General features: G+C 57.8%; 26 protein-coding genes. 11 read left to right on the top strand and 15 right to left on the bottom strand.

Annotation, left to right across the window (positions count from 1 at the left end):
* Positions 1 to 42 precede the first annotated feature (42 nt).
* From KGA96_RS09510 to aspT, 5 genes are all read left to right on the top strand, one after another.
* Positions 43 to 753, top strand: coding sequence for an NAD(P)H-dependent oxidoreductase (locus KGA96_RS09510; RefSeq protein WP_223512570.1), 711 nt, complete (start codon positions 43 to 45; stop codon positions 751 to 753).
* Positions 754 to 1,241: 488 nt separating this feature from the next.
* Complete coding sequence (locus tag KGA96_RS09505; RefSeq protein WP_223467015.1) at positions 1,242 to 1,604, top strand: DUF6124 family protein; 363 nt, start codon at positions 1,242 to 1,244, stop codon at positions 1,602 to 1,604.
* A gap of 276 nt (positions 1,605 to 1,880) precedes the next feature.
* On the top strand, positions 1,881 to 2,336 hold the full coding sequence (locus KGA96_RS09500; protein ID WP_046037420.1) for a YMGG-like glycine zipper-containing protein: 456 nt from the start codon (positions 1,881 to 1,883) through the stop codon (positions 2,334 to 2,336).
* 311 nt (positions 2,337 to 2,647) lie between these two features.
* The gene (locus KGA96_RS09495; protein WP_223467018.1) at positions 2,648 to 4,258 is read left to right on the top strand and encodes a mechanosensitive ion channel family protein; all 1,611 of its coding nucleotides are present in this window, start codon (positions 2,648 to 2,650) and stop codon (positions 4,256 to 4,258) included.
* Positions 4,259 to 4,283: 25 nt separating this feature from the next.
* A complete protein-coding gene (aspT, locus tag KGA96_RS09490; protein ID WP_046037050.1) occupies positions 4,284 to 5,975 on the top strand; it encodes an aspartate-alanine antiporter in 1,692 nt (563 codons plus the stop codon).
* 154 nt (positions 5,976 to 6,129) lie between these two features.
* Here aspT and KGA96_RS09485 read toward each other — a convergent pair whose 3' ends face one another.
* The 9 genes from KGA96_RS09485 to KGA96_RS09445 all read right to left on the bottom strand — a co-directional run bounded on the left by KGA96_RS09485 (position 6,130) and on the right by KGA96_RS09445 (position 13,936).
* On the bottom strand, positions 6,130 to 6,630 hold the full coding sequence (locus KGA96_RS09485) for an outer membrane beta-barrel protein (protein WP_046037049.1): 501 nt from the start codon (positions 6,628 to 6,630) through the stop codon (positions 6,130 to 6,132).
* 70 nt (positions 6,631 to 6,700) lie between these two features.
* Positions 6,701 to 8,296 (bottom strand): EAL domain-containing protein, encoded by a 1,596-nt coding sequence (locus KGA96_RS09480; protein WP_223467022.1) that lies wholly within the window; start codon positions 8,294 to 8,296, stop codon positions 6,701 to 6,703.
* A 264-nt stretch (positions 8,297 to 8,560) separates the two neighbouring features.
* Positions 8,561 to 9,574, bottom strand: a complete 1,014-nt coding sequence (locus KGA96_RS09475; RefSeq protein WP_223512568.1) for a helix-turn-helix domain-containing protein — start codon at positions 9,572 to 9,574, stop codon at positions 8,561 to 8,563.
* 127 nt (positions 9,575 to 9,701) lie between these two features.
* Complete coding sequence (locus tag KGA96_RS09470; protein ID WP_046037046.1) at positions 9,702 to 10,034, bottom strand: hypothetical protein; 333 nt, start codon at positions 10,032 to 10,034, stop codon at positions 9,702 to 9,704.
* A 177-nt stretch (positions 10,035 to 10,211) separates the two neighbouring features.
* Positions 10,212 to 10,502 (bottom strand): hypothetical protein, encoded by a 291-nt coding sequence (locus tag KGA96_RS09465; protein ID WP_046037418.1) that lies wholly within the window; start codon positions 10,500 to 10,502, stop codon positions 10,212 to 10,214.
* 192 nt (positions 10,503 to 10,694) lie between these two features.
* Positions 10,695 to 11,177: a hypothetical protein gene (locus KGA96_RS09460; protein WP_046037045.1), complete on the bottom strand. Its 483-nt coding sequence runs from the start codon at positions 11,175 to 11,177 to the stop codon at positions 10,695 to 10,697.
* Positions 11,174 to 11,995, bottom strand: coding sequence for a transcriptional regulator (locus tag KGA96_RS09455; protein ID WP_046037044.1), 822 nt, complete (start codon positions 11,993 to 11,995; stop codon positions 11,174 to 11,176). Before KGA96_RS09455 ends, KGA96_RS09460 begins: the two co-directional genes overlap by 4 nt.
* A gap of 684 nt (positions 11,996 to 12,679) precedes the next feature.
* Entirely contained in the window at positions 12,680 to 13,141 is a 462-nt protein-coding gene (locus KGA96_RS09450) for a YMGG-like glycine zipper-containing protein (RefSeq protein ID WP_080925220.1), read from the bottom strand.
* Positions 13,142 to 13,255: 114 nt separating this feature from the next.
* On the bottom strand, positions 13,256 to 13,936 hold the full coding sequence (locus KGA96_RS09445) for a DUF3313 domain-containing protein (RefSeq protein WP_046037042.1): 681 nt from the start codon (positions 13,934 to 13,936) through the stop codon (positions 13,256 to 13,258).
* Positions 13,937 to 14,222: 286 nt separating this feature from the next.
* On the opposite strand from KGA96_RS09445, the gene KGA96_RS09440 reads away from it, so the two are divergent.
* A complete protein-coding gene (locus tag KGA96_RS09440) occupies positions 14,223 to 15,044 on the top strand; it encodes a hypothetical protein (protein ID WP_046037041.1) in 822 nt (273 codons plus the stop codon).
* Positions 15,045 to 15,078: 34 nt separating this feature from the next.
* Positions 15,079 to 15,471 (top strand): GFA family protein, encoded by a 393-nt coding sequence (locus KGA96_RS09435; RefSeq protein WP_223467026.1) that lies wholly within the window; start codon positions 15,079 to 15,081, stop codon positions 15,469 to 15,471.
* An 11-nt stretch (positions 15,472 to 15,482) separates the two neighbouring features.
* On the opposite strand, the gene KGA96_RS09430 is transcribed toward KGA96_RS09435, so the two are convergent.
* Both KGA96_RS09430 and KGA96_RS09425 read right to left on the bottom strand, forming a co-directional pair.
* The gene (locus KGA96_RS09430; RefSeq protein ID WP_223467028.1) at positions 15,483 to 15,905 is read right to left on the bottom strand and encodes an MAPEG family protein; all 423 of its coding nucleotides are present in this window, start codon (positions 15,903 to 15,905) and stop codon (positions 15,483 to 15,485) included.
* 78 nt (positions 15,906 to 15,983) lie between these two features.
* On the bottom strand, positions 15,984 to 16,937 hold the full coding sequence (locus KGA96_RS09425) for a diiron oxygenase (RefSeq protein WP_223512566.1): 954 nt from the start codon (positions 16,935 to 16,937) through the stop codon (positions 15,984 to 15,986).
* Positions 16,938 to 17,136: 199 nt separating this feature from the next.
* Between KGA96_RS09425 and KGA96_RS09420 the strand changes: the two genes are divergently transcribed.
* Positions 17,137 to 18,093, top strand: a complete 957-nt coding sequence (locus KGA96_RS09420; protein WP_046037037.1) for an AraC family transcriptional regulator — start codon at positions 17,137 to 17,139, stop codon at positions 18,091 to 18,093.
* A gap of 54 nt (positions 18,094 to 18,147) precedes the next feature.
* Here the strand turns inward: KGA96_RS09420 and KGA96_RS09415 are convergent, their stop codons facing one another.
* A complete protein-coding gene (locus KGA96_RS09415; protein WP_223467034.1) occupies positions 18,148 to 18,819 on the bottom strand; it encodes a DUF4157 domain-containing protein in 672 nt (223 codons plus the stop codon).
* Between the two features lie 165 nt (positions 18,820 to 18,984).
* Positions 18,985 to 19,806 (bottom strand): helix-turn-helix transcriptional regulator, encoded by an 822-nt coding sequence (locus KGA96_RS09410; RefSeq protein ID WP_223512691.1) that lies wholly within the window; start codon positions 19,804 to 19,806, stop codon positions 18,985 to 18,987.
* 96 nt (positions 19,807 to 19,902) lie between these two features.
* On the opposite strand from KGA96_RS09410, the gene KGA96_RS09405 reads away from it, so the two are divergent.
* Both KGA96_RS09405 and KGA96_RS09400 read left to right on the top strand, forming a co-directional pair.
* On the top strand, positions 19,903 to 20,859 hold the full coding sequence (locus KGA96_RS09405; protein ID WP_223467035.1) for a threonine dehydratase: 957 nt from the start codon (positions 19,903 to 19,905) through the stop codon (positions 20,857 to 20,859).
* Positions 20,860 to 20,970: 111 nt separating this feature from the next.
* Positions 20,971 to 21,666 (top strand): tRNA (adenine(22)-N(1))-methyltransferase, encoded by a 696-nt coding sequence (locus KGA96_RS09400; protein ID WP_317850342.1) that lies wholly within the window; start codon positions 20,971 to 20,973, stop codon positions 21,664 to 21,666.
* A 30-nt stretch (positions 21,667 to 21,696) separates the two neighbouring features.
* Here the strand turns inward: KGA96_RS09400 and KGA96_RS09395 are convergent, their stop codons facing one another.
* A complete protein-coding gene (locus KGA96_RS09395) occupies positions 21,697 to 22,110 on the bottom strand; it encodes a helix-turn-helix domain-containing protein (RefSeq protein ID WP_046037032.1) in 414 nt (137 codons plus the stop codon).
* Positions 22,111 to 22,304: 194 nt separating this feature from the next.
* Between KGA96_RS09395 and KGA96_RS09390 the strand changes: the two genes are divergently transcribed.
* Entirely contained in the window at positions 22,305 to 23,096 is a 792-nt protein-coding gene (locus tag KGA96_RS09390; RefSeq protein ID WP_185754719.1) for a cysteine hydrolase, read from the top strand.
* Positions 23,097 to 23,220: 124 nt separating this feature from the next.
* Here KGA96_RS09390 and KGA96_RS09385 read toward each other — a convergent pair whose 3' ends face one another.
* The gene (locus KGA96_RS09385; protein WP_223512564.1) at positions 23,221 to 24,654 is read right to left on the bottom strand and encodes a DUF2252 domain-containing protein; all 1,434 of its coding nucleotides are present in this window, start codon (positions 24,652 to 24,654) and stop codon (positions 23,221 to 23,223) included.
* Positions 24,655 to 25,272: the final 618 nt, after the last annotated feature.

Here is a 25,272-nt window from a genome sequence, read left to right as displayed (position 1 = left end):
ACACCTTCAATCGATACGCTGGAACAAGTCTAAGGAACCACCATGAAAGTACTGATCGTCCACGCTCACCCGGAGCCGCAATCCTTCACCGCCGCCCTGCGTGACCAAGCTGTCGCCACCCTCCAGGCTCAGGGCCATGAAGTGCAGGTCAGCGACCTGTACAAAATGAACTGGAACCCGGTGGCCAGCGACGCGGACTTCTCCAATAGGGAAGACCCCGAGTACCTGGTCTATGCCCTGGAACAACGCCTGGGCGTGAAGAGCCAGTCACTGGCGCCGGACATCCAGGCCGAACTGGACAAACTGCTGTGGGCCGACCTGCTGATCCTCAACTTCCCGATCTTCTGGTTCTCCGCCCCGGCCATGCTCAAGGGCTGGATCGACCGGGTGCTGGTGTCCGGCATTTGCTATGGCGGCAAGCGCTTCTATGATCAGGGTGGTCTGGCCGGGAAGAAGGCGCTGGTGACCGTGACCCTCGGCGGTCGTGAACACATGTTTGGCGACGGTGCGATTCATGGGCCATTGGAGGACATGCTGCGGCCGATCCTGCGCGGCACGTTGGCCTATGTCGGGTTCGATGTGCTGGAACCCTTCGTGGCTTGGCATGTGCCGTACATCAGTGAAGAGGCGCGCCAGCAATTTCTGGTTGATTACAGCCAGCGTTTGCAGCACTTGAGCGACGACCAACCACTGGTATTTCCGAAGCTGTCGCAGTTTGATGAGCAGCTGTATCCACTGACCACCAATGCCTGACTAACACCACATACCCTGTAGGAGCGAGCCTGCTCGCGATGGTGGCTCAGCCAACATGGATGTTGAAGCTGATACCCTCATCGCGAGCAGGCTCGCTCCTACAGTTCTTTGTATTGGCTGTCCTATTGGTGTGTGTTTAAGGGGTTGTTTAGCGGCTGTCAGCGTTACTTCCCGCAAGCTACGACGGCTTGCGTCATTGCCTACAGCTACGCCAGAATCCGCCGGCTTGTGCGTCTTGGGGGTGGGATTTATCGTTGGCCGGTCGCTGCAAAACAGCAGCGATCGGGTTTGGTAGCCCGTCTCGAACAAGCGTAGCGCCGCCTTATTCAGTCGCTTTCATTGGACTTTATTTATGGTGGCCATGCGCAGGGCTCCTTCGGGAGCGCCGGGTTCTTGTGCGACCGGTCTACCAACCTTCGTATGGCCACCACCCTTCGTTTGGTAGCGATGGTGATGGCTCCTTTGTTCTTCGCATAAGGAGTTTCACTATGTTCAAAGTCACACCCAACCCGCCGGACACCGATCCCACTTCCCCGTACGAAAGCCTCGACTCCCAAAAGCTCCACGAAGCCGCCGAGCGCGCCCTCGATCATTACCTCAACCCCGGTCCCGGCATCATGGCCACGCCGCGTAAACCCAGTTCCATGTTCATCGTCAATCCCGAACTCAATGTCGAGACCTTACTGGTGCATGCCTGTGAATCGCTGGCGTCGGCCCATGTCATGGCCAACGATCTGGTGGATCATCTGCAAGGAACCAGTCGCAATGCGCTACTGGGCATTGCGCAAGTGATCATGCTCGGCGAACTGGCGGTGAACCGGGCGCTGGATCAGCTTGATCCGCCTGAGTAACCACAAGTCTCCAGATCACCGATAGACCTGTAGGAGCGAGCCTGCTCGCGATGGCGCCAGTACTCCCGGCATAGATGCTGGCTGGTCGACCGCCTTCGCGAGCAGGCTCGCTCCCACACAACACCCACCGCTTGTTCGGAAGTCCTTCTCGGCGGGACCGTTGAACTACACTTTTCAGTTGTTCCACCCGATCGGCAAGTCGATGCAAGTCGTCGCTTGCTGCCCGCCAGTCGACCCAAAGGCTTGCCCGTTGCGGCAAGCCTGTCGGAGGTCATCATGAAAAGGTTTTCACCGGTCTGCCTGTGCATCGCATTGTCGGTTTTGAGTAGCCCGGGATGGGCACAATCAGTAGTGCCGATGAAAGGGCAAAGTTCGCAACAAACCCAGGCCGACATCAACGAATGCAACAGCATTGCCAACAGTCAGGCTTCATCGACGTCCTCGCAGCCATCCGGCGGGCGGGTCAAAGGGGCGGCGGTGGGGGCTGCAGCCGGCGCCGTGGCGTCTGGTGTGCGCAGTAATCAGCACGATGCGTATGATGATCGTGTCGACAGTGACGTGAAACAGAACGTCCGCCAGGACCGCGCCAAGGAAACCGCCGCGGCCGGTATGGTTGTCGGTGGTTCGCGCCAGCGTCAGGAGCGCCGGGCGGACGAGAAAACCACCCAGGCGAATACCGCTTCGGCCTACAGTAGTTGTTTGCAGGGCAAGGGTTATCAGGTCAATCCTTGAGTCAGGTACGAAACACACTGTGGGAGCGAGCTTGCTCGCGATGGCGTCGGCACATTCGACATCCCGGTGCCTGACCCACATCTATCGCGAGCAAGCTCGCTCCCGCAGGGATCTTCAGTGTTTTCGGGATCGAGCCAGGAACGCACTTTCTGCTGCTTGAGCCACTTTCATGGGCGGGTGTCGGGGCATTGTTTCAAGGGAAAAGACCCATGGGGAAACTGCCTGTAGCTCAAATCTGACAACCGTTCATCGGTGAACTACGCTGCGGTACGTACCCTCGATTTGAATTTTGTGAAGTAAGGATCCGACACATGCGGAGCAGGCTGCTCGCTGTAATGTTTACTGTTTTCGGGATGTTTTGGTCGGTGCAGCTGTGGGCCGAGGACGCGCCGAAAGTGGTTGATGCTCCCGTTGAATTGAAAGTGGCCAACCGCAGCATCATGGTGTTTCGCGCGACCATCCTCGGTGAGGCCCCGGCCTCCCGGGTCAAACGGGCGAAAGCGGTGATCGGTGAAGAGCTGGACGACGCCGACGACCTCAATGTCACCATCGACCCGATCATGAAAAGCTACATGGTGCTGCTGGGTAGCCGGCGCGCTTTTATCGTTTCGCCCAAGGATTTCGACGAGACCGAGTACGACACGGTACAGCAGGCCGCCGAAGCCGCGGCCGATCGGCTGCGCCAGGTTGTGGCCGAAACCCGGGAGGCCCGTAGCCTGCAGTTGATCCTGCGCTCCGTGGTCGCCGCGTTGATCGCCACCGGCATTTACATCGCGCTGCTGTTCGGCATGTCGTACCTGCGGCGCAGAGTGCTGAAGAAACTGCCCGAGCTGATGCATCGGCACACCCAGGCCCTGAAAGTCGGACGGGTGCCGCTGGTCGACGCCAATTACCTGTATCCGCTGGCCAGCCGCCTGCTGGAACTGGTGCGCTGGATCGTCGTGTTGCTGCTGACGTACGAATGGCTGGGCTTCGTCCTGTCGCGCTTTCCCTATACCCGTCCCTGGGGCGAGAGCCTCAACAACTATCTGCTGGAGCTCGGCGACTATCTGCTGCAAGGCATCGTCGGTGCCATACCCGGGCTGGGCGTGGCGCTGGCGATCTTCTTCATCGCCCGCGGCGCAACCGCGTTCATGCGGCGGATACTGCGGCGCATGACGGCACCGGGAACCCTCAGCTGGCTCAACCATGAAACTCTGCAACCGACCCAGCGCCTGACGTCCCTGGCGATCTGGCTGTTTGCCCTGGCCATGGCCTATCCGTACCTGCCGGGCGCCGGCACCGATGCCTTCAAAGGCTTGTCGGTGTTGATCGGCCTGATGATTTCCCTGGGCGCCACCAGCGTGGTGGGCCAGGCGGCGGCGGGGTTGATCCTGACCTACACCCGAACCCTGCGCCCCGGCGAATTTGTGCGCATCGGCGACTACGAAGGCACGGTGACCGAACTGGGCATGTTCACCACCAGCATTCGCACCGGCCTGGGCGAGGTGCTGACCCTGCCCAACTCGATGATCACCGGCACCGTCACCAAGAACTACTCGCGGGTGGTACAAGGCCCCGGCTACGTGGTCGACACCATCGTGACCATCGGCTACGACACGCCGTGGCGGCAGGTGGAGGCGATGTTGCTGGAGGCCGCGAAACGCACGCCGGGGATTCTCGAAGTACCGCCGGCCCAGGTGTTCCAGACGGCATTGTCGGACTTCTACCCGGAATACCGGCTGGTGGCCCAGGCCATTCCCAGTCAGCCTCGGCCGCGCGCCGTGCTGCTGAGCATGCTGCACGCTAACATCCAGGATGTGTTCAACGAGTACGGCGTGCAGATCATGTCGCCGCACTACCTGGGCGATCCGCAACAAGAGAAATGGGTGCCCAGGGACAAGTGGTACCCGGCCCCGGCACAAGAACCGAAGGAATCCTGATTTCGCCTGAAAGGGAGTTCGCACCATGCTTGAGTTCATTCTCCACGCCCTGCGGACCGACCCGGAAATCGCGGTGTTCCTGGCCATTGCCCTGGGCGTGTTCATCGGGCGCATCCACATCGGCAGTTTTCACCTCGGTTCCGTGGCCGGTGCGCTGCTGATGGGGCTGCTGATCGGCCAGATCGGGCTGGAAGTGCCGACCGGATTGAAGTCGGTGTTTTTCGTGATGTTCATCTACGCGGTCGGCTTCAAGAGCGGGCCGGAGTTTTTCGGCAGCCTCAATCGCGGGACGCTGAAACTGGTGGTGTTGAGCGTGGTGCTGTGCGGGACGGCGCTGGCGGCGATCCTGCTGATGAATGCGGTGTTCGACTTCGACGCCGGTTTCACCGCCGGGCTCGGGGCCGGCGCACTGACCGATACGGCGATCATGGGCACCGCCACCAGCGCCATCAATCAACTGTCGATCGACACCGCGGCCAGGGCCCAACTCAACAGCCACATGGCGATTGCCTACGCGATCACGTACCTGTTCGGCACCATCGGCCTGATCGTCTTCGTCGGCAGCATTGCTCCGAAGCTGCTGGGTGTGGACCTCAAGGCGTCGGCACGGGAGCTGGAACTGGAGCTGGGTATCGCCAAGGAAGAAGACGCGATCACCGTGCCTTACACCCGCATTGTCGTGCGTGCCCATCAGGTGGCCGCCAACGGTTCGGCGAATGGGCAGCGCATTGCCGATGTGGAGAAACAGTACGAGTCGCTGACTGTCGAGCGCGTGGTGCGTGCAGGCAAAGTCTTCGAGCGTGACGAGGCTTTCACGCTGATGGCCGGGGATATCGTCGGGGTCTACGCCTTGCGCGAAGCCGTGGGCACGCTCACCCAGTGGATCGGGCCGGAAATCGACCATGCCGAATCCTTGTCTTTCCCCACCCGCGAGGTGGACATCGTCGTGACTTCGCCTGAGTTCGCCGGCAAGACAATCCATCAGGCAAAAAGCCGGTTGGAAAGCGCCAGGCGTCTGGGCTGCTTCATCAATACCATCACCCGCCAGGGCTACGAGTTGCCCTTGCTGCCCAACACCGTGCTGCGTCGAGGCGACGTGATCACCCTGACCGGCCGCACCGCCAGTGTCGAGGCGGTGGCCAAGCGGTTAGGGCGGATTCGCGAGAACAACTACAAGAGTGACATCGCCGTGCACGCCCTTGGCATGGTGCTGGGCTCGTTGCTGGGGCTGTTGTCGACCCATGTCGGGATGATCCCCGTGGAGCTGGGCATCGGTGGCGGAGTGTTGGTCGCCGCGCTGGTGATCGGCTGGTACAACTCGCGCCACCCGGAAATCGGCGCGTTGCCGCCCGCCGCGCAATGGGCGTTTTCCGAATTCGGCTTGACCGCGTTCGGCGCGGTGGTCGGCCTGCTGGCGGGCCCGGCAGCATTTGCCGCGATGAAGGAACAAGGCCTGGCATTGCTGCTGTCCGGCGCCGTGGTCACCATCGTGCCACCGCTGGTGGCGCTGTACTTCGGCCGCTATGTGTTGCGCCTGCCCCCGATGATCCTGTTCGGCGCCCTGGCCGGTGCGCAGACCGAAGCGGCGTCGATGAACAAGATCATCGAACAGTCTGGCAGCAACACCCCGGTGATTGGTTTTACCGTGTGTTATGCGATTTCCAATGTGTTGCTGGCGGTGTGTGGGCCGATCATTGTGTTTGTGGTGGCGGGGTAGCGATTTTGCAACCGTAGTGACTGCTGTGGCGAGGGAGGGTGTATTGCGGGAGCAAAGGCACACTTGAGCACCGGTTATCGGGCCCGGTGCCAGGGCGGGGGACGTTGCGCAGGGTGCGTTGAGCGACCCGCAAGGCCGCTCAGTTGTAGCGGTGTCAGAAAAGCATGTAGGCGGATGCGGTCGTCTGGTTCAGGTCGATCTCTCCGACCTCCAGAACTTCGTATTCAGCGCGCAGGCCGATGTTGCGAAAGACATCGACCTCCAGGCCGACACCGTAGGTCAGATCAACCCCGGTATCGTCGTCGGTGGCATTGCCGTCGGCGTCCCAGGCATGAGCACCGACACTGCCGAACACCCGCATCCGATCACCCAGCGGAAAGCCGACATGGGCGGCAGCCTGAGCCGATTTGCCTTCGAAATCGACATTTTTGTCCTTGAATTGACCGAGATCGACGTAGGCGCCCTCGAAGGCCAGGTAGCTATTGACGCGATACCCGGCATAAACCTTGTAGCTGGTGTCGTCGTCGTCCAGTCTGGATTCGTCGGTCTGTATGCTGCTTACGCCCGCTCCAAGGTATAAACCTTTGTCATCAGCGAGCGCCTGAAAAGACAGCAGCGATAGCAGTGAAGCGAAGCCAAGGTTTCGAAGTAGCATGTGTGGTGGAGTCCTTGTACAGGGTTGTCTGGTGTTAGGGTTCGGCGAGCATTTGAGGGGCCATCAGGGGTTAATAGAAGTCATTGATTGATATTTTGGGGTCGTAGGGCGGGATGTTTGCCGGGCATTGAAAGTAGCGTCTTGCCAACGCCTGGATTGGCAGCGCTTTGGAGAACAACCAGCCTTGCGCCAGTAGAACCCCCTCCGAAACCAGATGCGGCAGTTGCTCCTGAGTCTCTACACCTTCGGCTACGACCTTGAGTCTCAGCGACTTGGCCAGATGGGCAATGTGGCGCCACAGGGCATCCTTGGCCGCGATCTTGTCGTCTGCGATGAACGAGCGATCTATTTTCAGAATGTCGAAAGGCACCGAATCCAGAAGCGAGAGGTTGGAATAGCCGATACCGAAGTCGTCCACGGCAATGCGATGTCCACACGCACGAAGCCGTCGCAATTGCATGGCGGCAGGCTTCTGATCGAGCAAGGTCCTTTCGGTGATTTCAAACGTCATGGCGGACGCAGGCATGTTGTAGGTTGCGAGCACGCTGGCCACATAGTCGGGGAAGCTCGGGTCCTGAATATCCTGGGCGCAAAGATTGACCGTAATGTAAAAGTCCTTGCAGGCCCAAAGGTAGGTGCTGTAATCCTCGGCCACTTGTCGAATCACCGAACGCGTAAGTTTGCGGATCAGGTCAGACTTCTCCGCCACCGCAATGAAAACATCCGCAGGCACTTGGGTGCCGTTGTCGTTCCAGTGGGAAAGTGATTCGGCGCCCACCAGATAGCCGGTCTTCAAGTTGACGATTGGCTGGTAGTGAACACCCAGCGTGTTGGCTTTCAGGGCATTGCGAAGCCGTACGGCGGTCGAGGTGTAATGCCGTTGAGCACACCTTGCGAGCAAGAGCAGCGCTACGAACACGCACGCAAGACCAATGAATAATTTGAATTTGAGGACCGTCAGGTAGCTCAGCGGAAGAGAAATGACAGCGATCAGTTCATTTCGGTTGCCCGCAAAGGCGATGAGGACCTTGTCTGCCGAGGTAACCAGTTCTTCCAGGTGGAATGGCTTCTGCACCGTCAGCGGCCTGGGGCCCGTAGAGGCAATGGGCACTGCACCGCCGGGGCCTATGAGGTCCAGTTGCAGGTCCTCGGGAAACTTCAAATTGTCGAGCAGGATTTTCTTGTTTGCCCAGACGTAGGTTGACTGTTCCGACACAATGATAAAGTCGGTGTCCGCAGAATCCGTGTGAGCAGAGTCCACCCAGTAGGTTCGCTTTCCAACGGAGAACTTGCGTTTCTCGCTACCGGCCAGTATCGACGGGAGTTCTTGTCCGTAGGAGGAACAGATCTTGCCATTGGGCAACTGGATTGCCGCTTGATCAACAAATCGCAGGTTTTTGACCAGGTCAGCCAGTTGCGAGTATTGCTCGGCGGAGCATTCCTGACCCGAGCGATCAAGATCGTCGAGGGTTTCCAGTACTTTGTCGATCTGCGCATTGGGCTCCACTTGAGCAGCACGTAGATCGGCATAAACGTTATTCAACTTCCGTGAAATGAATTGTTCCGCGAGCCCTCCAGCACAGAACCATGCGGCCCAGCCTGCTGCAGCAATCAGACAGACAGTGACTGCGTGCCTTCCAAGTAACGCTTTATATGCGGCAACCATCGAAAAACCCCGAGGTATCATTATTTCACTGTGCATCCTGTAGTCGCGGATTAAACGACTTCAGTACCAGTCAATGACCCAGGCCAATAGGATGCCACCTGCATAGACGGTAATGCACAGTGCGATTTTCTGCTTGAGTGGCAGCGTGTTTATTCGATGTTGCATGCTTATCTCCTTGAATAGGCAAATAAGCAATTCTGGATACCTGCGGTTAATCAAGGAAAATCATTAATCATCATTTGCGGAGCATTTGATAAATGCCTGTTAACGATAATTTCTAACCCCGGCGACCTGATTGTAAACGGGTGAGGTCGTGTTCCTGGGCCTGGCGGTGTTGCGCCTGGCCGTTTCCGACGGCGTCTCTCCGTAAGCGATCTGATACGCCTTGGAAAACCGGCCAAGATGGTGAAAGTTCCAGAACATCGCGGTTTCTGTCACGGTGGGCCAGGTTTTATTGATCAGGTCGCGACGGGCACTGGCGAGTCTCAAGTTTCTGATGTATGCGATTGGCGACATCCCGAACGTTTCAATGAAGCCAAAATGCAGAGTGCGTGTGGTGGTTTCAAGTTGCCTTACGAGCGACTTTATAGTGAGCGTTTTTTTTGTGTTTTCATGAATGTACTGTATGGCTTCTATCGCCACCTTTCTTCTTGTCGGGACTTTGCGCCTGACACCGCCTGCGGGTGTCAACGATTGCAATAGTGAAGCAAGCACCGCACTTCCAATCGCAGAGCATTGTGCTTCATCGCGTTCTGCTGAAGCCGTGTCGTTGATATCGACACAGCAAGCACTGATGGCTTGAATGGCCGATTGAATGAATTGAAAGTTTTCAGCCTGATAGCTGTGGTTTGTCCGGTTTGCAAGGATATCTATGACAGAGTGATCTTGGCGGCATCGGTCATAGTGCCCCAGTGTCGTGGTGATGGTGAAAAGTGTTTCATTCGGTTCGCAGGTGTAATGCACTGATTCATCGCTGTGCAATACGATGACTTCGTCAGGCCGTAGTTTGTGATCGTTTACGACGGGGCGACCAATCGGGGCCTGGGAGATGGCGAATGTCACGAATCCGGCAGGAACAGAACTGACCAGGGTCACGGATGAGTCGAACTCAAGGCGACTGCACTGCAGTTCGGGGCTGTGAAAGAGTTTGTGTTGCCGAATGCGCGCCTCATGCTCAATCGGGATAAGGCTCATTTCCCAATTGCCTATTGTTCTATTCAGTTGGCTCGGCAAGGCAGAAGACAAATGAAAGATCTCGTCGGGCGGTGCGATAGTCATGAATTTTAAGGCTCATCTGTTAAATGATTAGGGTCAAGCCTGACGGGCAGTCATGGAGAAGATACGCGATTGGGCGTTCTTTCTGTCGGTAAGTTCGACCCCGTTTCCATCGGCTTTGATCGGGTTGTCAGAGTCCCCGGATCAGTTCCAGCTCCGCCGAAAATGCGTACTTGCAGTCCAACGGTGAGTCGTCCATGTGTTGAACGTTGCGCGGATCGATTTTCGAACTGAAGATCTGCGATTGGGGTTTCATCGGGTCAATGGCTGCAACGGTAAAGGAGTAAAAGTCGTCAATACGATAACCGGTTTTTACCTGATAGCCAGTTTTCACGGTACTTGGGGCCTTCTTGTTGGTTTCGACACTCGTCAATTTGGCACTGTAGACGCCCTTGTCGTCGGCCATGGCCTTGAGGGAAAGCAATAAACCAAACGATACGGTGACGAAATTTTTCAGTAGCATCGAGGCGATTCCTTATTAACAGTTGATTCAGGCAGAGCAGAATGTCAGCTGCATCTCTGCCACGACTTGGGCTGCAAATAATCTCACTTCGATGGTGCCTGCCAAAGTCAATAACTCATATTTGCCAGGTCGCCGGAAGAGGTCAGTCACTGCTTGCCCCTGCGAATACAACGCTGCTCAGAGTAGTATGAGCCTGTTGGCGTAGCTCATGCCGGCATCACTTTGTGGCGGGGCAGGGAGAGCAGAATCACTGTTCTGTTCGTCCGTTTGATACTCATTATCACTGTGGATTTTCAGATGCGACAGTTTCTGGCTGTCATCCGGGCTTGTTTCAATTTCATAATATTCAATGGTCGTGCTTTCGACGGAACGCTCGTCGTGTGCCAACGAATAAAGTGGCATGGCAGACAGAAAAAAGACCGCCAGGAATCCGAAAGTCGTCGATTTGCGGGTACGCAGGAAATGCATGGTTTTCACTTGATTCTCCTGTATAGGGCATTGTCCCGGGCGAGAGTCAAGCAGGCTCGATTCCAAGGATTATCGGCGAGGGATTTTTGGCAGGAGGGACGTTTGATTCAAATCAATAAGTATTATTTTTGTTTGAAGAATCTTTGATGAGAACCTGTGCCAGGCGGGTGTCGAGTCGGTTCGGGAGGCTGATTAATGGTTCATGCAGCGCAAGCGGCCAAGTTCATGGATGTAAAAACACACGGCGCTTTTATCCTGGGTCGGGATCAATTCGTAGTTTAGAATGGCGCCTTCCTGCAAGACGTATTGACGCCTGAAGAACAGGTCAGGGGTCTTTTCAATGGCAAAAAGTTCATTGTCCTGGCTGAGTTTGATATTGCTGACTTTGATCTCGACGTGTGTATTGCTTTCTCCGATTATATTGGCCGAGATGGTCGCATTGCGGATTTTTCCATTCAGGCTTTCCAGCGTGGTTCCAGTGAGCCGGCCATGCCCGATAGTGAGGTACTCTTCGGTGTTGAGTTGGTTGAGATCCTCCAGCCATTGTCGGGATTTTGTCTGGTAGCTGATATTTTCCATGTAGTGCGAAGGAGAGTAGACAAGAAAAAAAATGCAGATCGCATTGATCAAGCCTATAAGAGGCCAGTGAACGGCTTGCGGAAATTCAAACTTCATAAGGTGACTTCCAAACATTGACGAATCATCAAGGCGAGGTCTCTTTCACTGCTGTTCAATTGCAGATTTGCAGTGCTTTGATCCTGGCGGATGCACGAAACGGAATAATTGGCTTTATACAGGTTGATCCAGACCTGGCCCTTCAGGTTTGGCGGTAGCTGTTCAGTTTGTTTGACCGACAGATCCATCAGCGTTTGAGCCTCGGCAAGATCGCTGCCCACGGCGTGTATGACCAGTCCATTCTTGTCGATACTGGAAATTTCAATTTTTGGCGCGTCGAAGTCGAATTGAAAAATAGTAAAGGCAACGACTGCCAACGTAACGACATAAGCGATCAGTTGGGCCTTTGTAATGCGGGTGGATTTACTGATTTTACCTGAAGGTGCCAGTATTTCATCACCACCCGGTGGCGGTAGTTGCTCAGTGATGGGCGCGGGTGGCTGCGCTGTTTCCGCTCCGGGTGCTGGTACATCTGCTTGTGCATCGACGACACACTGCCGGTTGAAGCAATATCCTCGTCGAGGAACAGTCATCAAGATCTCGTGATCCCGACTGTCATTGAGAATATTGCGTAGTGAGAAAACCGTTTGGTTCAAACTGCCGGAGGCAACCACGCGGTCATTCCAGGTGTAGTCGATGATTTCATCGCGGCTTTTGGTGACACCTGGCTCCATGAGCAGCAGGTCCAACAGACGCGACTCAGCTCTACCTAGCGTGGAATTCTGTACATCTCCATGGGGTGTTGTAATGGAAAGCATGGCGTTGTCGGGGTCGAATACCGCCACGGCGCCATTTTTCAACTTGAAGGTGTAGCTCATAGAAATCTTCCGTTCAGGCGGTGCTGGCCTGAGTATAGGGGCCGGATTTGGCTCGGTACATTCTGGTCTGGGAAGTGAACGAAGATGAGGGCCAGGCGGAAGGAGCACTGTGTGTTGCATTTACAATGCTGGAATGTCTCGTTTCAGAGGCGTGCGGTTCGGCAAACAGCCCTGCCTGTCAGAGGTATCAGTTCAATCATACAAAGGAAAAGCATTGCTGGTTGACCCATGGTTTTCGATTTGGACACCGCGAATAATGCTTGGAATGGATTAACTGCGCTATCCGAAAACTGCAAGCTGGGGCAGGTGGGTTTGCGCGCAGCCACGCCTGAATGAACTAACTTGGCTGTTTCGACAGGCTTCAATTGCAGCCTGAACTATCAGGATACAAATAAATGATTGTGTTTTTGTGTGCGTGGCTTGTTAAGGATTATTTTTGATTCTTATTAGCTTTGAACCAGGGACGTTACCGATTTAAATGGATCTCGAGGAGCGTTGACGCACATCGCGGTCTTGGTTTGTTTGTCGCGGCGTAAACGATCCTCACCTCTCGTTCTACGGCTTTGCCCCGGGTCCTTTCATAAAGGGCCCGGGGTTTTTTTTTAAGAAGGCGCAGGCGGCCAGAAACCAGGAAGAGAGCATGACTACAGGGAGACAAACGCTTCACGCCATTGTCGTCGCCGATCAAGGCAAGACATCGTAGCCACGTTGTTGCAGGCAGCTGCTGTAGACGGAGTTGTTGGCGGTAACGCTTTGTTCGCTCTCACTCAGATTCTGCCGGCGCTCCTGGCGTTGCCTGGAGCCCCCCACGACGGCGCCGGCAACTGCGGCACTGTGTGCCCGGTTCTGGCGATAGTCTTGCTTGGTATCGTCGTCGATCTGGTCATAGAGGTTTTCATGTTGACGACCGCGAACTTCTGCCGCCGTCGCACCGGCTACCGCTGCGGTTGCGGCGCCCTTGACCCGGCCACCGGAGGGCACGGTGCTTTGCACCGGATGTTGCGCGTTGGCCTGGGACTGGCAGGCACTGGTGTCCTGCTGGATGGTCTGGGAGGTCTGACCTTTGAGGGGAATCACTGTCGCCGCCAGGGCGCTGGTGCTCAGCAACAGCATCAGGATCGCCAGGGTATGGGCCGGTATTTTCATCATGAGTCTCGCGTCAGGCGTTGGCACGGCTAACGGTTTGTCAGAGGGAAAACGCGGCGGGGTATCACATTGAAACCCCATGCCGGTCTGCTTGCGATGGGGTCTGCCTGAGCGTCAACGCTTGAGGAGGAGGGCCTGCATATCGTCTGTCATGCCTTTGAGTGCAACCTTGAAGTCATTGGCAACAATCGGCTGCTCGGCATTCTTGACGGTCTCGCCGAATACCTTGCGCACGATCTTCGCGACCGGCATACCGGTTTTGGCGTCGATCAGGTTGGCTTCGATGTACATCTCGGCGGTCTGATCCCGATGCCCGGTGGCTGCTTGTGTCGCCCCGACAATGGCGCCGATCGGAACAGCCTCATACCAGTGCATGCCTTCATTATTGGCGCTGACGTGAGTGATCGCCGCTTGCAGGATCAGCGACCGCGAATCGGTCGGCGCCAGCTGCGGATAAGGGACGATCGTATAGCGGCGGGCAAAGGCGAGCTTGACGCTGTCGCTGGCCATCAATTGCAGGTCTTGCAGGGTCTTCAGGCTGACGCGCGCGGTCGGCTGCGGCGATGGGTACAGTTCCATCTGCCTGAACACCACAGTGGAGTACGCACGAGGATCGAACCCGGGCGATACCCAGCGCAATACTTTCTGCTCACTCGGCGTAGTTTGCTCCTCCAGGCCCTGGTAATTGCCCAGGAAGCCCGAGTATTGCTCTTGCTGCGCGACTTTCGAGACACAGCCGACCTGAAATACACAGCTCAAAGCAATACCCGCAATCCATTTGTTCGACATGCCCATGTGTTTGGTTCTCAAGTGATGAAAGTTGTCATTCGGGTTCCGACCTGGCCCCGGGCATTGGTCCGGGTGCCTTGTATTCAGGCACTGATACTCGCCGGTCGGTTACGCAAAGCAGGTGCTTGCACGCCGGTCAATGCGGGCCGAATGCTGCCCGTAGCGGCGGGATAATCCGAATCAATAACTCTCAAAAACTGTTAAACACGGAGCCGGGAAAAATTGCACATCGATCACAGTCGCCTACGCTAACCCTTTGCAACGCCGGTTTTGGCGTCTACAGGTGAGTGAGATGGATTTGAAAGAAGGATGGATGTGTACCGCGTCGACACTCGTCGTTGCGTTGGGCTTCATCCCGATGGCTCAGGCCGAAGATTCGGCAGAGTTGGCCAAGAAAGCCCTTAACCCGGTCGCCGCGATGTACAGCCTGCCGGTGCAGTACAACTGGGACCAGAAGATGGGGCCGACCGGGGAGGGCATGCACAGCGTCACCAATATCCAGCCTGTGCTGCCGTTTGCCTTGAACGAAGACTGGAACCTCATTTCCCGGACCATTCTGCCGATCATCGACCAGCACGGCCTGGCCCCCAATGGCGCGGCGGACAAATCCGGCAGCGGCGATATCACCCAGAGTTTTTTCTTTTCACCAACCAAGCCCACGGAAAGTGGCTGGATACTCGGTGGTGGCCCGGCGTTATTGATACCGACCGGCAGTGATGAATTGCTCGGCAGCGAGCAATGGGGCCTCGGCCCGACGGCGGTGGCGTTGAAGCAGTCCAATGGCTGGACCCGAGGCATTCTGGCCAACCATATCTGGGGCCTGGACGACAGCCCGCCGGACAACAAGGAAAAGGTCAACCAGACCTTCCTGCAACCCTTCCTCTCGTACACCACCCATACGCTCACAACCTACGGGGTGAACACCGAGTCGACCTACAATTGGCAATCGCGCGAATGGTCGGTACCGGTCAACCTCACAGTCACCCAACTGTTGAAGATCGGCGGTCAACCATTGACGGTGCAGGCCGGCCCGCGCTACTGGCTCGACAGCCCGGAAGACGGCCCGCAAGGCTGGGGCTTTCGCGCCGCCGTGACGCTCCTGTTTCCACGCTGATACGCCGTTTCGGACGGCCTGGAGGAGACACCCCATGGACCGATTCACCGGCGGTTGTTTGTGCGGCAAGGTGCGCCTTGTTGCGTCGGGGCGTCCGTTCCGGGTTGGCGTTTGTCACTGTCTCGACTGCCGCAAGCATCATGGGGCGCTGTTCCACGCGTCCGCGATATTTCATCAGGATGCTGTGACGATCGAGGGCGAAACCCGTGACTACGCCGGGTGGCATTTCTGTCCGCAGTGCGGTTCGTCGGTGTTCTCGCGCAGCGCAGACGAAATCGAAGTGAACCTGGGATCCCTGGATGCCCCTGACCAGTTGACGCCAACCTACGAGAGCTGGACTGTACGGCGCGAGGCTTGGTTGCCGGCGTTTGCGCTCACTCGACATTACGAACGCGATCGAGACAGTACGGGGCGTTTTGAGGACTAGCGGGCAGATACTCATATTCCATAACAAGCGGCTATGACAATGAGCGCAAGAAAACACACCAGTTGAACGCTGAAGAAGGTAAACCGAACCGCCACGAACGCATTGGTTTGCTCATGGGATACGTGAACCAGTGACTGGCACACGCGAGCGATCAGGACGAGCGTGGACAAGTAGTTCACTGCTGAGCCATTGACATCAAGGGCTGTAATCACGAATACGATGACGCCAAAGACAGGCAGGTTTTCCACACAGTTGGCGTGTGCCCTGGTCCCGCGCCGATACCAATCCTCGCCTTCGAGCCGATCGCTGCGGAAAGAGGCGATCGGAACACTGGAGAACAGGATCCCGACCCAGCGATAGACCCCGACGGTTGCCATCAACAGCAGCAAGGTCCAGGTCGCAAACCCGAGCAGCATCCACATCGGTATCGTCATGGCCGCCATCCTCAATCAATCATTATCAGCACGTCATCCCGCAGCGCGACCGACTCGCAGTCGGTCGCACGCTGTCGGTCAATTGCTCATGATGGGTGCCAGTGCAGTCTGAATCCGGGACATCTGTGCGGGCGTTGTCATCTGCGTCAGCAGTCGGCCGAAGTGTGGATGCCGTACGCCCGAGATAATGTATTGCCAGCGGTAGGCGCTCAGCACGCAGGCTTTGATTTGCGCCGTCTCATCGACACTGAACGATCGTGAAACATTGCTGATGAAATAGTCGGCATCGGTTGCCGATTGTGCCTGCAGGATTGCGTCCACGGCCGCCACCAGCGCAATCAGATCAGTCACTGCCAGGTCGCGCTCGGCGGGCGAGAGTTTCGCGTGTTCGTCCCGCCACTCCAGTTCATCGAGTACGACGTGGCGGCTTTCATCCTTCCAGTGGAATTTGAAGACATCCTTGAACAGCGGGCACAACTCCTCGCGCGGGGCGATGCTTTGCACGTAGTGCGCCTGAACGAACAGCTCGATATGACAGGTCAGCGCCAGCACCGACCAGGTGCTGGCCGCCAGTACCGCACGCGCCACCTCGTTTGGATCGGCAACCTGACGATATCCTGCTGGCAAATGCGAACTCATCATCGTCTCCATGCGCCGGAACAGTTCCTGATGCTTGATCTCGTCGTTGGAAAAACGCACCAGCGCTTCAAGCGCCAGTTGATTGTCAAATACATGGGCCCGACCCTGATCGAGCATCTTGGCACTGATGAAACGCTCGACCAGGCCAAAGATGTACGCATAGGTCCGGCCCTGAATCTGGCTGAGCAGGCGCGCCTCGGCCCCATCGAGAAAGGTCAGGCGATCGATCTGCGACAGTCCGTCGGGGAGGAATTTGCGCGAGAAGTCGAAACTGCGGTCCTGGAGCAGATCGCGATCGATCTGCCATTCGGACTTTTTCGAAGAGCTGACCATTTGCGCATAACGGGCGGTGGTGCCTGACGCTGAGCCGGCTAGGGTAACGACGCTGTTCATATGGATCTCCTGCTGCCCTGGTTGAGTTGGAATGGGGCAATTTCGGGTGACGTCGGAGCCAATGACCTCAGGTGAAACCTCTGGGGACAATCTCGATCGCTGAGTCCGCGTTGGTGCTAATCTAGGCGTCGCAGTTCAGGCGGTGAATGACCGGTGCGCCTGAATACCTGCTCCGGACTCCGGAAAGGAGGGCGGTCAAGTGTTGGATGCGCTTTCTGATGTCTTGCGTGTGATTCGGTTGTCTGGAGGGGTCTTCCTCGAGGCGGAACTCACTGCGCCCTGGTGCATCAACGGCAGAATCTCGGCGGATGATTGCAAACCGTTCCTGGCGGCCCCTCGACACATCATTGCGTCGCACTTTGTCGCCGCGGGGTGCATGCAAATTCAAATCGACGGTGGTGCCGCCATCGAGGTAAGGGCTGGCGAACTCGTTCTGCTTCCTCGCAACGACGCTCATTCCTTTGGCAGTGACCTGGGCATTGCGCCCATGCCGGCCAGAGAAGTCATCCAGCCGCCAGAAGTCGGCGGCATTTCGAGGATCAAGTACGGCGGGGGCGGCGAGGCCACGCAGTTGTTGTGCGGGTTCCTCGGTTCGGAAACTCCCTTCAGCCCGCTGCTTTCGTCGCTGCCTTCCTTATTGAAGCTGGACCTGCGGGCGACGGCTTCAGGCATCTGGATCGAAAGCTCCTTCCGTTTTGCTGTCAGTGAAATCGCGGCGGGACGCGTTGGCTCGACAACGGTCATCGCCAAACTATCCGAACTGCTATTCGTCGAGGCTGTCGGCCAGTATGTCGCCAGCCTTCCCGCTGAGCGGCGCGGGTGGCTGGCGGGTTTGCGCGATCCGCATATCGGGCGCGCCCTGGCGCTACTGCATGCTCGCCCAACCGAAGGCTGGACCGCAGAAGCCCTGGCGCTCGAGGTGGGCATGTCGCGCTCGGTGTTCGCCGAGCGCTTCACGGCATTGGTCGGACAGCCACCGATGCAATACCTGACGCTGTGGCGCATGCACGTGGCGGCTCAACAGTTGCGCGAAGGTCGCGGCAATGTGGCGCAAATCGGCTTTGCCGTTGGCTACGATTCCGAAGCCGCGTTCAGTCGCGCATTCAAACGCCAGTTCGGTACATCCCCCGGCACCTGGCGCAGACAATCCGCATGAGTGGGGCCGGTGCCAGCTCTGCATGGTTACCTGGCCAGGCTTGACCCTTTGAACTCAAGGAAGCCGAGGCGATTCTGCCCGAGCCTGGCTGGCTCGCAGCGTTTTGGAGACCTGGGCTTGGATCTCGTAGGCAGGCGCCTCGACGGCTTCGTAATCACGGGTATAGCGAGTGGCAAACTCGCGATTACCCCATTGCTGATACTGCTGCACGTGCTTCAATTCATGCGCCCACAGCGCGACATCGTTCAGTGCATCTTCGGCACGTCTAAAGACGATGATGTCGATAAGGGTGACCGCACGGATATCGGGATTCTGCAGCATGGTGTTTGCGGCGTTCAGTTCCACATCATCGCCGACCTTGTAGCGCGCCGAATCGAGCACTTGAATGTCGTACCAGGGTTCGAGCTGGGCCCGAATATTCAGCGGAATTGGCCGGATATCGCCCGTTGCCGCAGAGTCGCGCGATTGCACAATCCAGCTCTGCAACCCAGAGGCCGCCATCTGGTTCATGTCGTCGAAGATTGATCCCGCTTCCTCTTCGGAACCTGGAGCACAAAAACAAGCGACCATGCAGACCTGGGACTGCCCGGCCGGGCAGGCGAAAACCGAGGACGAGGTGCCTGCGCAAAAGAGCACGATCGCTAACCGGAAAACTTGACGCAAAAATACAGCTGACAATGGGTTCTCCCATGGGCAATGGCGGTCGGCAGGCGATACGTTGGGCATCTTGCACCCATTGTCCTGCCGCGTGTTGGACCGCTGCGACACTGTTCGATTCCCTGGGTTCCACAGTTTCTTTTGGGCGTTTCCCTCAATGCCTGTAAGGCCCTGCCTGGCCGAAAGCAGCACGGTTGAGTCGCCAATCGGTAAAAACCGGCTGATAACCTGGCGCTAACGTAACCCCAAAGACTGACGCAACTGCGCCGGACTCACTCCAAGGCGTTGCTTGAAGGTGGTCGCCATGTGCGCCTGGGAGTTGAAACCACAGGCGTAGGCGATCTCCGTCAGGGTGGCGGTGGAATCGCGCATCAGGGCGCGGGCCTTGGCTAGGCGTCGGTCGATCAGGTAACTGTGCGGGCTTTTGCCGGTGGCGTTTTTGAAGGCCCGCATGAAATATCCTTCGGACAATTCGAGCAGGCCCGCCATCGCCGGTACGCTCAACGGGCCATCGAGGCCTGCATCAATGAACTCATCGAGCAAGCGCATCCGGCTGCCGGTGATCGAGCCATGGGGTGCAGTCGACTCCGCTTCGCTACCCGTCGCCCGCTCGGACAACGCCAGTGCCCAGGCTTCCCAATCGTCCTCCACAGAGGCCAGCAACAGCGCGGCGCGCATTCGCCACGCGAGGGCAGAGGCCTGCCGGTCGATGCGATTGTTGAAGGCACGATCCCCGACCAACGCCATACCGTCGGTGCGTATCACCCGCAGATATTCACCGCCCTGGGGGGATTCGGACAACACGTCACACCCGGCGGGAACGAACGCCAGGCCGTTGGGCACGGCATCGAAGGGGCGTATTCGGTCACTGCCGATGGCGTGCAGGCCTCGCTGGCTGTCGAAGGCGAAGCCGATTCCCGCCTGGGTCGCGACATAGCGGGTCGCGTAGGCGCTACCGGGGAGCAATTCGATCGCCCAAGGGCCGGCCTCGATACGACGGACCGGTTCGGACAGCAGTGGCGGCGGCGGGCGATTTCGATGACTCATGGACACCATAGTAGTGAAGAGAGGGGACAAAAGTCAGGTCAGTTTTTTGAAAGCCGGTATACGGCGCCGTTGTTCAAACTGGGCAAAATCTCAGGGGGACCCCTCATGCACAGACTGACTCGCGACGATATCGAACAGGCCGCTCGCCAGGTTTACCAGGTCATGCCCGCCACCGCCCAGTACCCTTGGCCCTTGCTGGCTCAGCGGTTGGGTTGCACGGTGTGGGTCAAACACGAAAATCACACGCCTACCGGTGCTTTCAAAGTGCGCGGCGGTATCACGTTCATGCACTGGCTCAAACGCGAGCACCCGGGCGCGAAGGGCATTGTCAGCGCTACCCGCGGCAACCATGGGCAGAGCCTGGCACTGGCGGCTCGCACACTGGGGTTGCAGGCGTTGATCGTCGTGCCGCAAGGTAACTCGGTAGAAAAGAACAACGCCATGCGCGGTTTTGGTGCTGAAGTGGTCGAGTATGGCCGCGATTTCGATGATGCCCGTGAGGAGGCTGCCCGCCTGGCGCAAGCGCATGACCTGTTCCTGGTTCCGCCGTTTCACACCGAATTGGTCAAAGGCGTCGCCACTTATGCGCTGGAGCTGTTCACCGCAGCGCCGGACCTGGACACCGTTTATGTGCCGATTGGTTGTGGATCGGGGATTTGCGGGGTGATCGCCGCCCGAGATGCGCTGGGACTGGAAACAGAGGTGGTTGGCGTGGTTTCCACGGAGGCGGCGGCCGCACAGTTGTCGTTTGACGCTGGCGCGATTCGCGAAACCGCCTCGGCCAATACCTTTGCCGACGGCCTGGCCGTGCGCAAGCCGATTCCCGAAGCCTTTGCCGTCTACGCGGCAGGTGCGGCGCGGATCGTATCGGTCAGCGATGACCAGATCGCCGAAGCCATGCGCGTGTATTACACCGATACCCATAACCTTGCCGAAGGAGCCGGTGCGTCAGCGCTGGCAGCGCTGATCTCGGAACGTGAAGCCATGTCGGGAAGAAGGGTGGGGGTGATTCTGTCCGGTGGCAACGTCGACAGATCGGTGTATGCACGAGTGATTGCGTGAAAGGGGCCATGGCCCTTGTCACATAAATTTGAAATGCACGGCATTGCTCCGCAGAATCACGCCCCGATCCGGCCAAAGGCGCCGGACGTTCGTGGTGAATAGGGGCCGCAGTTGAACGAACAGACATTGTCCATGCGCCTGGAGCGCGTGGCGGCATATGTGCCAGCCGGTGCGCGCCTGGCCGATATCGGCTCGGATCACGGTTACCTGCCGGTGGCATTGATGCGCCGTGGCGCCATCGCGGCGGCGGTGGCCGGCGAAGTGGCGTTGACGCCGTTCCACGCGGCCAACCGCACCGTGCGCGAGAACGGCCTGGATTTGCAAGTTACAGTGCGCCTGGCCAATGGCCTGGCGGCAATCGAGCCGGAAGACGGGATTACGGCGGTCAGCCTCTGCGGCATGGGCGGCGAAACCATCCGCGACATCCTCGACAGCGGCAAGGCGTACCTGAGCGGTCAGGAGCGCCTGATCCTGCAACCCAACGGTGGCGAGCAGCCACTGCGCCAGTGGCTGATGGACAATGGTTACCGCATCCTCTGCGAGGAAGTGCTGCGAGAAAATCGTTTCGACTATGAAATCATCGTCGCCGAGCACTCCGGACCGGTGATCTACACCGCCCAAGAGCTGTACTTCGGTCCGTTGCAGATGCAGGCCCGTACTCCGGCGTTCCTGCTCAAGTGGCAGCGCAAGTTACGCCAGAAACAGAAGACCCTGAGCCACGTTGCCCGGGCGCAGCAGGCCGTGCCCGAGGAAACGGTGCAGGACATCGCGCGGCAGGCCCGGTGGATCACAGAGTTGCTGGCTTGAGCCAGGTCCGGGACTTGTAAACGTCTTCGATTACGCGGGCGATGGATCGGCGTTTTTCCCGGAACCATTGCCTTTGGCCTGACGGGCGCTGCGCCGCAGTTCCTGTGGCGTGCGCCCCACGACTCGCACGAAGCTGCGAAGCATGTGGTCGGCATCGCCGAATCCGAAGCACCTGGCGATCTCTTCGAATGTCTGCAGGCCGTCCTCGACCAGTGGCCGCGCCGACTCGATACGCAGGCGCTCCAGTTGGTCGACCACCTGCAAGGCCTCGGTCGCGACTTGCAGTCCACTCGAAGCGCTGATCAATCCGCCCTCAAGGGACGCGACAGTGAATCGATAGCCGGGAGGGCGTGCGCGATTGGCGTTGGAGAAGGCTTCGAGCGGGCCACTCAGATCGAGCAATACGAAGCCCGGATAGACCAGGAAACATATGTGACGCTGCATGCACGGAACATCCACAGTCTGAATGGGGTCATGGTACGCGCTTGCTGTCGGGAAGGTCACGTGGGGGCATTGAACCCAACCGCCTCATGCAAGGTGCCTGGGCTTGTCGGCCGAAATCCAGGGATATATGTCCATTTCGTGCCGTCTTCTCGCCGTACCGTAATTGCACCACCCCCACATTGCGGACGTGCAACATGACCTTCAACCGAATTCATCCTGCCAGACTCATCTCCTGCGCCACCTTGCTGGGGGCGATCCTGATGGCGCCCGGCATCGGTTTCGCCGCCGAGAACCCCTACGCCGATCCAGCCAAACCGGCGCTGCCAGCTTCCACTTTTCAATGGGATTCCAGTCGAACCGCGCTGGTCGTGATCGACCCGCAGATCGACTTCATGAGCCCTGAGGGAGCGGGCTGGTCGGTCTTCGGCCAGAGCGTTACCGAGCAGAATCTGGTGCCAAATCTGACCCGGCTTTTCACGGCGTTCAAGCAGGCCGGAGCGACCGTCGCCATCTCGCCACACTACTACTATCCCCAAGATCATCAGTGGAAGTTTGAGGCGCCAGCGGAGACCGTTCAGCACAAGCTGGGTATGTTCGACCGCAAGGGCGCTCTGACGCTCGATGGATTCCGCAATTCGGGTGCCGACTTCATGAAGGAGTTCAAACCCTTCATCGAAGACGGCAAGACCCTCGTCGCCTCACCGCACAAGTTGTATGGCCCGCAAAGCAACGACCTGATGCTGCAGCTGCGCAAGCAGCGGGTCGACAAAATCATCCTGGCGGGCATGGCCTCCAACCTGTGCGTCGAATCGCACCTTCGCGAGTTTCTGGAGCGCGGTTTCGAGGTGGTTGTCGTACGTGACGCCGTCGCCGGCCCGAAGCTGCCTGACGGCGATGGATACGGTAGCGCGCTGGTCAACTTCCGCTACATCGCCAACGGCCTGATGACGACCGATGAGGTCGTGAAAAAGCTGGAAGGGCGCTGACCTTGGGCATGACCAGACAGGGGAGTACCCGCACAGGATCTGCTGACGTTCATTCGCGGCTGATCCGGCCCATCCATGGCTCTGCTGCTCGCAGGGCCATGGATAGGCTCTTGGGTCGGCCTCATTACTCTTCTTCCCTGAGCGCATGGATCCGCCCTGATTTTTCTGCAGCTATCAACGCAGCATGATCTTTCGCATTTTGATTGGCATAAGCGATGGAAAATTTGCCGATGGCCTGGTCGAAAGAGTCCAGCTTGCCCAAGTAACCACTGATGAGCGCCGCATCCCCGGATTTGGCATGGGCACGGGCGAGGGTATGACCACACCACTCGGCGTACATCTTCATCCGTGCCGCGGAAACGCCTTCGATGGGCGCTGACATTTTCATGTCCCGCAACTGGCGTACAAAGAAGTGCCGGCCATTTTGTCCGCGTGTCCAGCCCAGGAAGATGTCGCTGGAGGACTGCATCAGTCGCTGCCCCGTGACAACACGCTGCCCCTGGTTCTCGTAGTCGCTGTTGCCTGCATAGGGTGCCAATACCGAGGGACAGGCCTCCTTGAATTGCAGGAGCAAGGGGTGGTTTTCCGCGGAAAAGAACAGCCCGACGAAACAATAGGTCCCCACGCTTCCGATCCCGACCGCTTTGACGGCAATGTCTTCGAGACGGTAACGATCGAAGAGCACGCGTCGTTCATGGGGCAGCGACAAGCGATAATCATGCAATGCGCTACGGACTCGCTGCTTGAAGCCCTTTTCATACACATGAAAAAGCAAAGGCGGCTGATCGATCAGTCGCCGCCGCCCTCCAACTTCGCTGCTGATCTTGGGGTAGAGGTAATCACCGAGACGCAACCTGGCCTTTGCGATCACTTGCTCGCGAATTTTCTTGATCTCGGCATTGGGCGCCATATCGATGATCGTTTGGGCATCCAGGCGGTCATACCAGACATCCAGCGGGCCCATTTTCGAAAATTTGCGCAGGCCCTCGCGGTAAGCGCAAGCGCATTTGACGGCAATGTCCCGTGCGTCTTTATCGTTGAGTCGGTTATCGCGCGCGGCCACGGTAAAACTGATCGCCAGGCGTTTGACATCCCATTCCCAGGGGGCCGGGAGCGTTTCGTCGAAATCGTTGATGTCAAAAATCAGGTTGCGCTCAGGTGTCGCGAACAACCCGAAATTCATCAGGTGGCAATCCCCGCAGGCTTGCACCTTTACGCCAGTGGTTGGGGTCGTGGCCAGGTCATGCGCCATCAACCCCGCGGAGCCGCGTAAAAAGGTGAATGGACTGCGCAGCATACGCCCGTAGCGCAGTGGCACCAGGTTGGGCAGTCGAAAGCGGTTGGACTCTTCGAGCAGTTCGATAGGGTCGCGGCGCTTGCCGGGTGGTTTCCATTCGGCGTGAACCGAATGCGGCAGGCGTTCGCGTAGTTGCTCGCCTGCGAACAGACGCTCCTTGCGCGAGAGAAAGACCGAATCGTCACCGGTGTCGTCCGATGGCTTTGCCAGGCCGTCGGCAGATTTGCTTTTGCGGGGGGGCATGTCCACTCCTTTGCTCAACGAAGTCTGACTCGCTCGGGCACAGGATCTGGTAATGCGACTGTTCCATCAGCCCCCAGGGCGCGCGTGCACTGGCATCCTGGAAAGTGTCGAAGCTGTTTTTCAAGCGTAGCAGCTCCGATTCTGGATGCTGTATTGCCAGTACTGAATGAGCGCTCAATTCGAAGTGGTTTGCGGATGACTGCAGGCGACTCGAACTTGCCGGTAACCGGTAGGAAATTGAGCCACTGGTCGGGTCTGGCGACGAAAGTTCAGCGCAATAGCGGTTTTTTTTCCCGCATGGAACAGGAAACGATTCAGCTGCGTAGCGACGCGGGTTTCAGCCGAAGAGGCAGGCGTTCCCAGGTGCTGGAAACAGTACCGTTTGTCGATGTTTTTGCTCAAAAAATGAACGATCGGGATATGCTGGGCTCTGATTTCCCAGCAGGCGGATCCTTAGGTTCCCGCTGCACTCACTAGAAAAATGGACGTATACCTCATCTGCATTGAATGGAATGCACATGGGGATTTTTTTTACCTGAGACCTGGAGTGATAGTATGCCGTCATCACTGACTCGCTGGGCGAGTCGCTCTCTCTTGTAATACCAAATTATTTAGTTGCTTCAATCTTTGCCAACT

It is taken from the genome of Pseudomonas sp. GL-R-26 (assembly GCF_019947365.1).
GTDB lineage: Bacteria > Pseudomonadota > Gammaproteobacteria > Pseudomonadales > Pseudomonadaceae > Aquipseudomonas.
The sequence above is the reverse complement of the archived record's forward strand: the minus strand, read 5'-3'. Positions and strand labels throughout refer to the sequence as shown.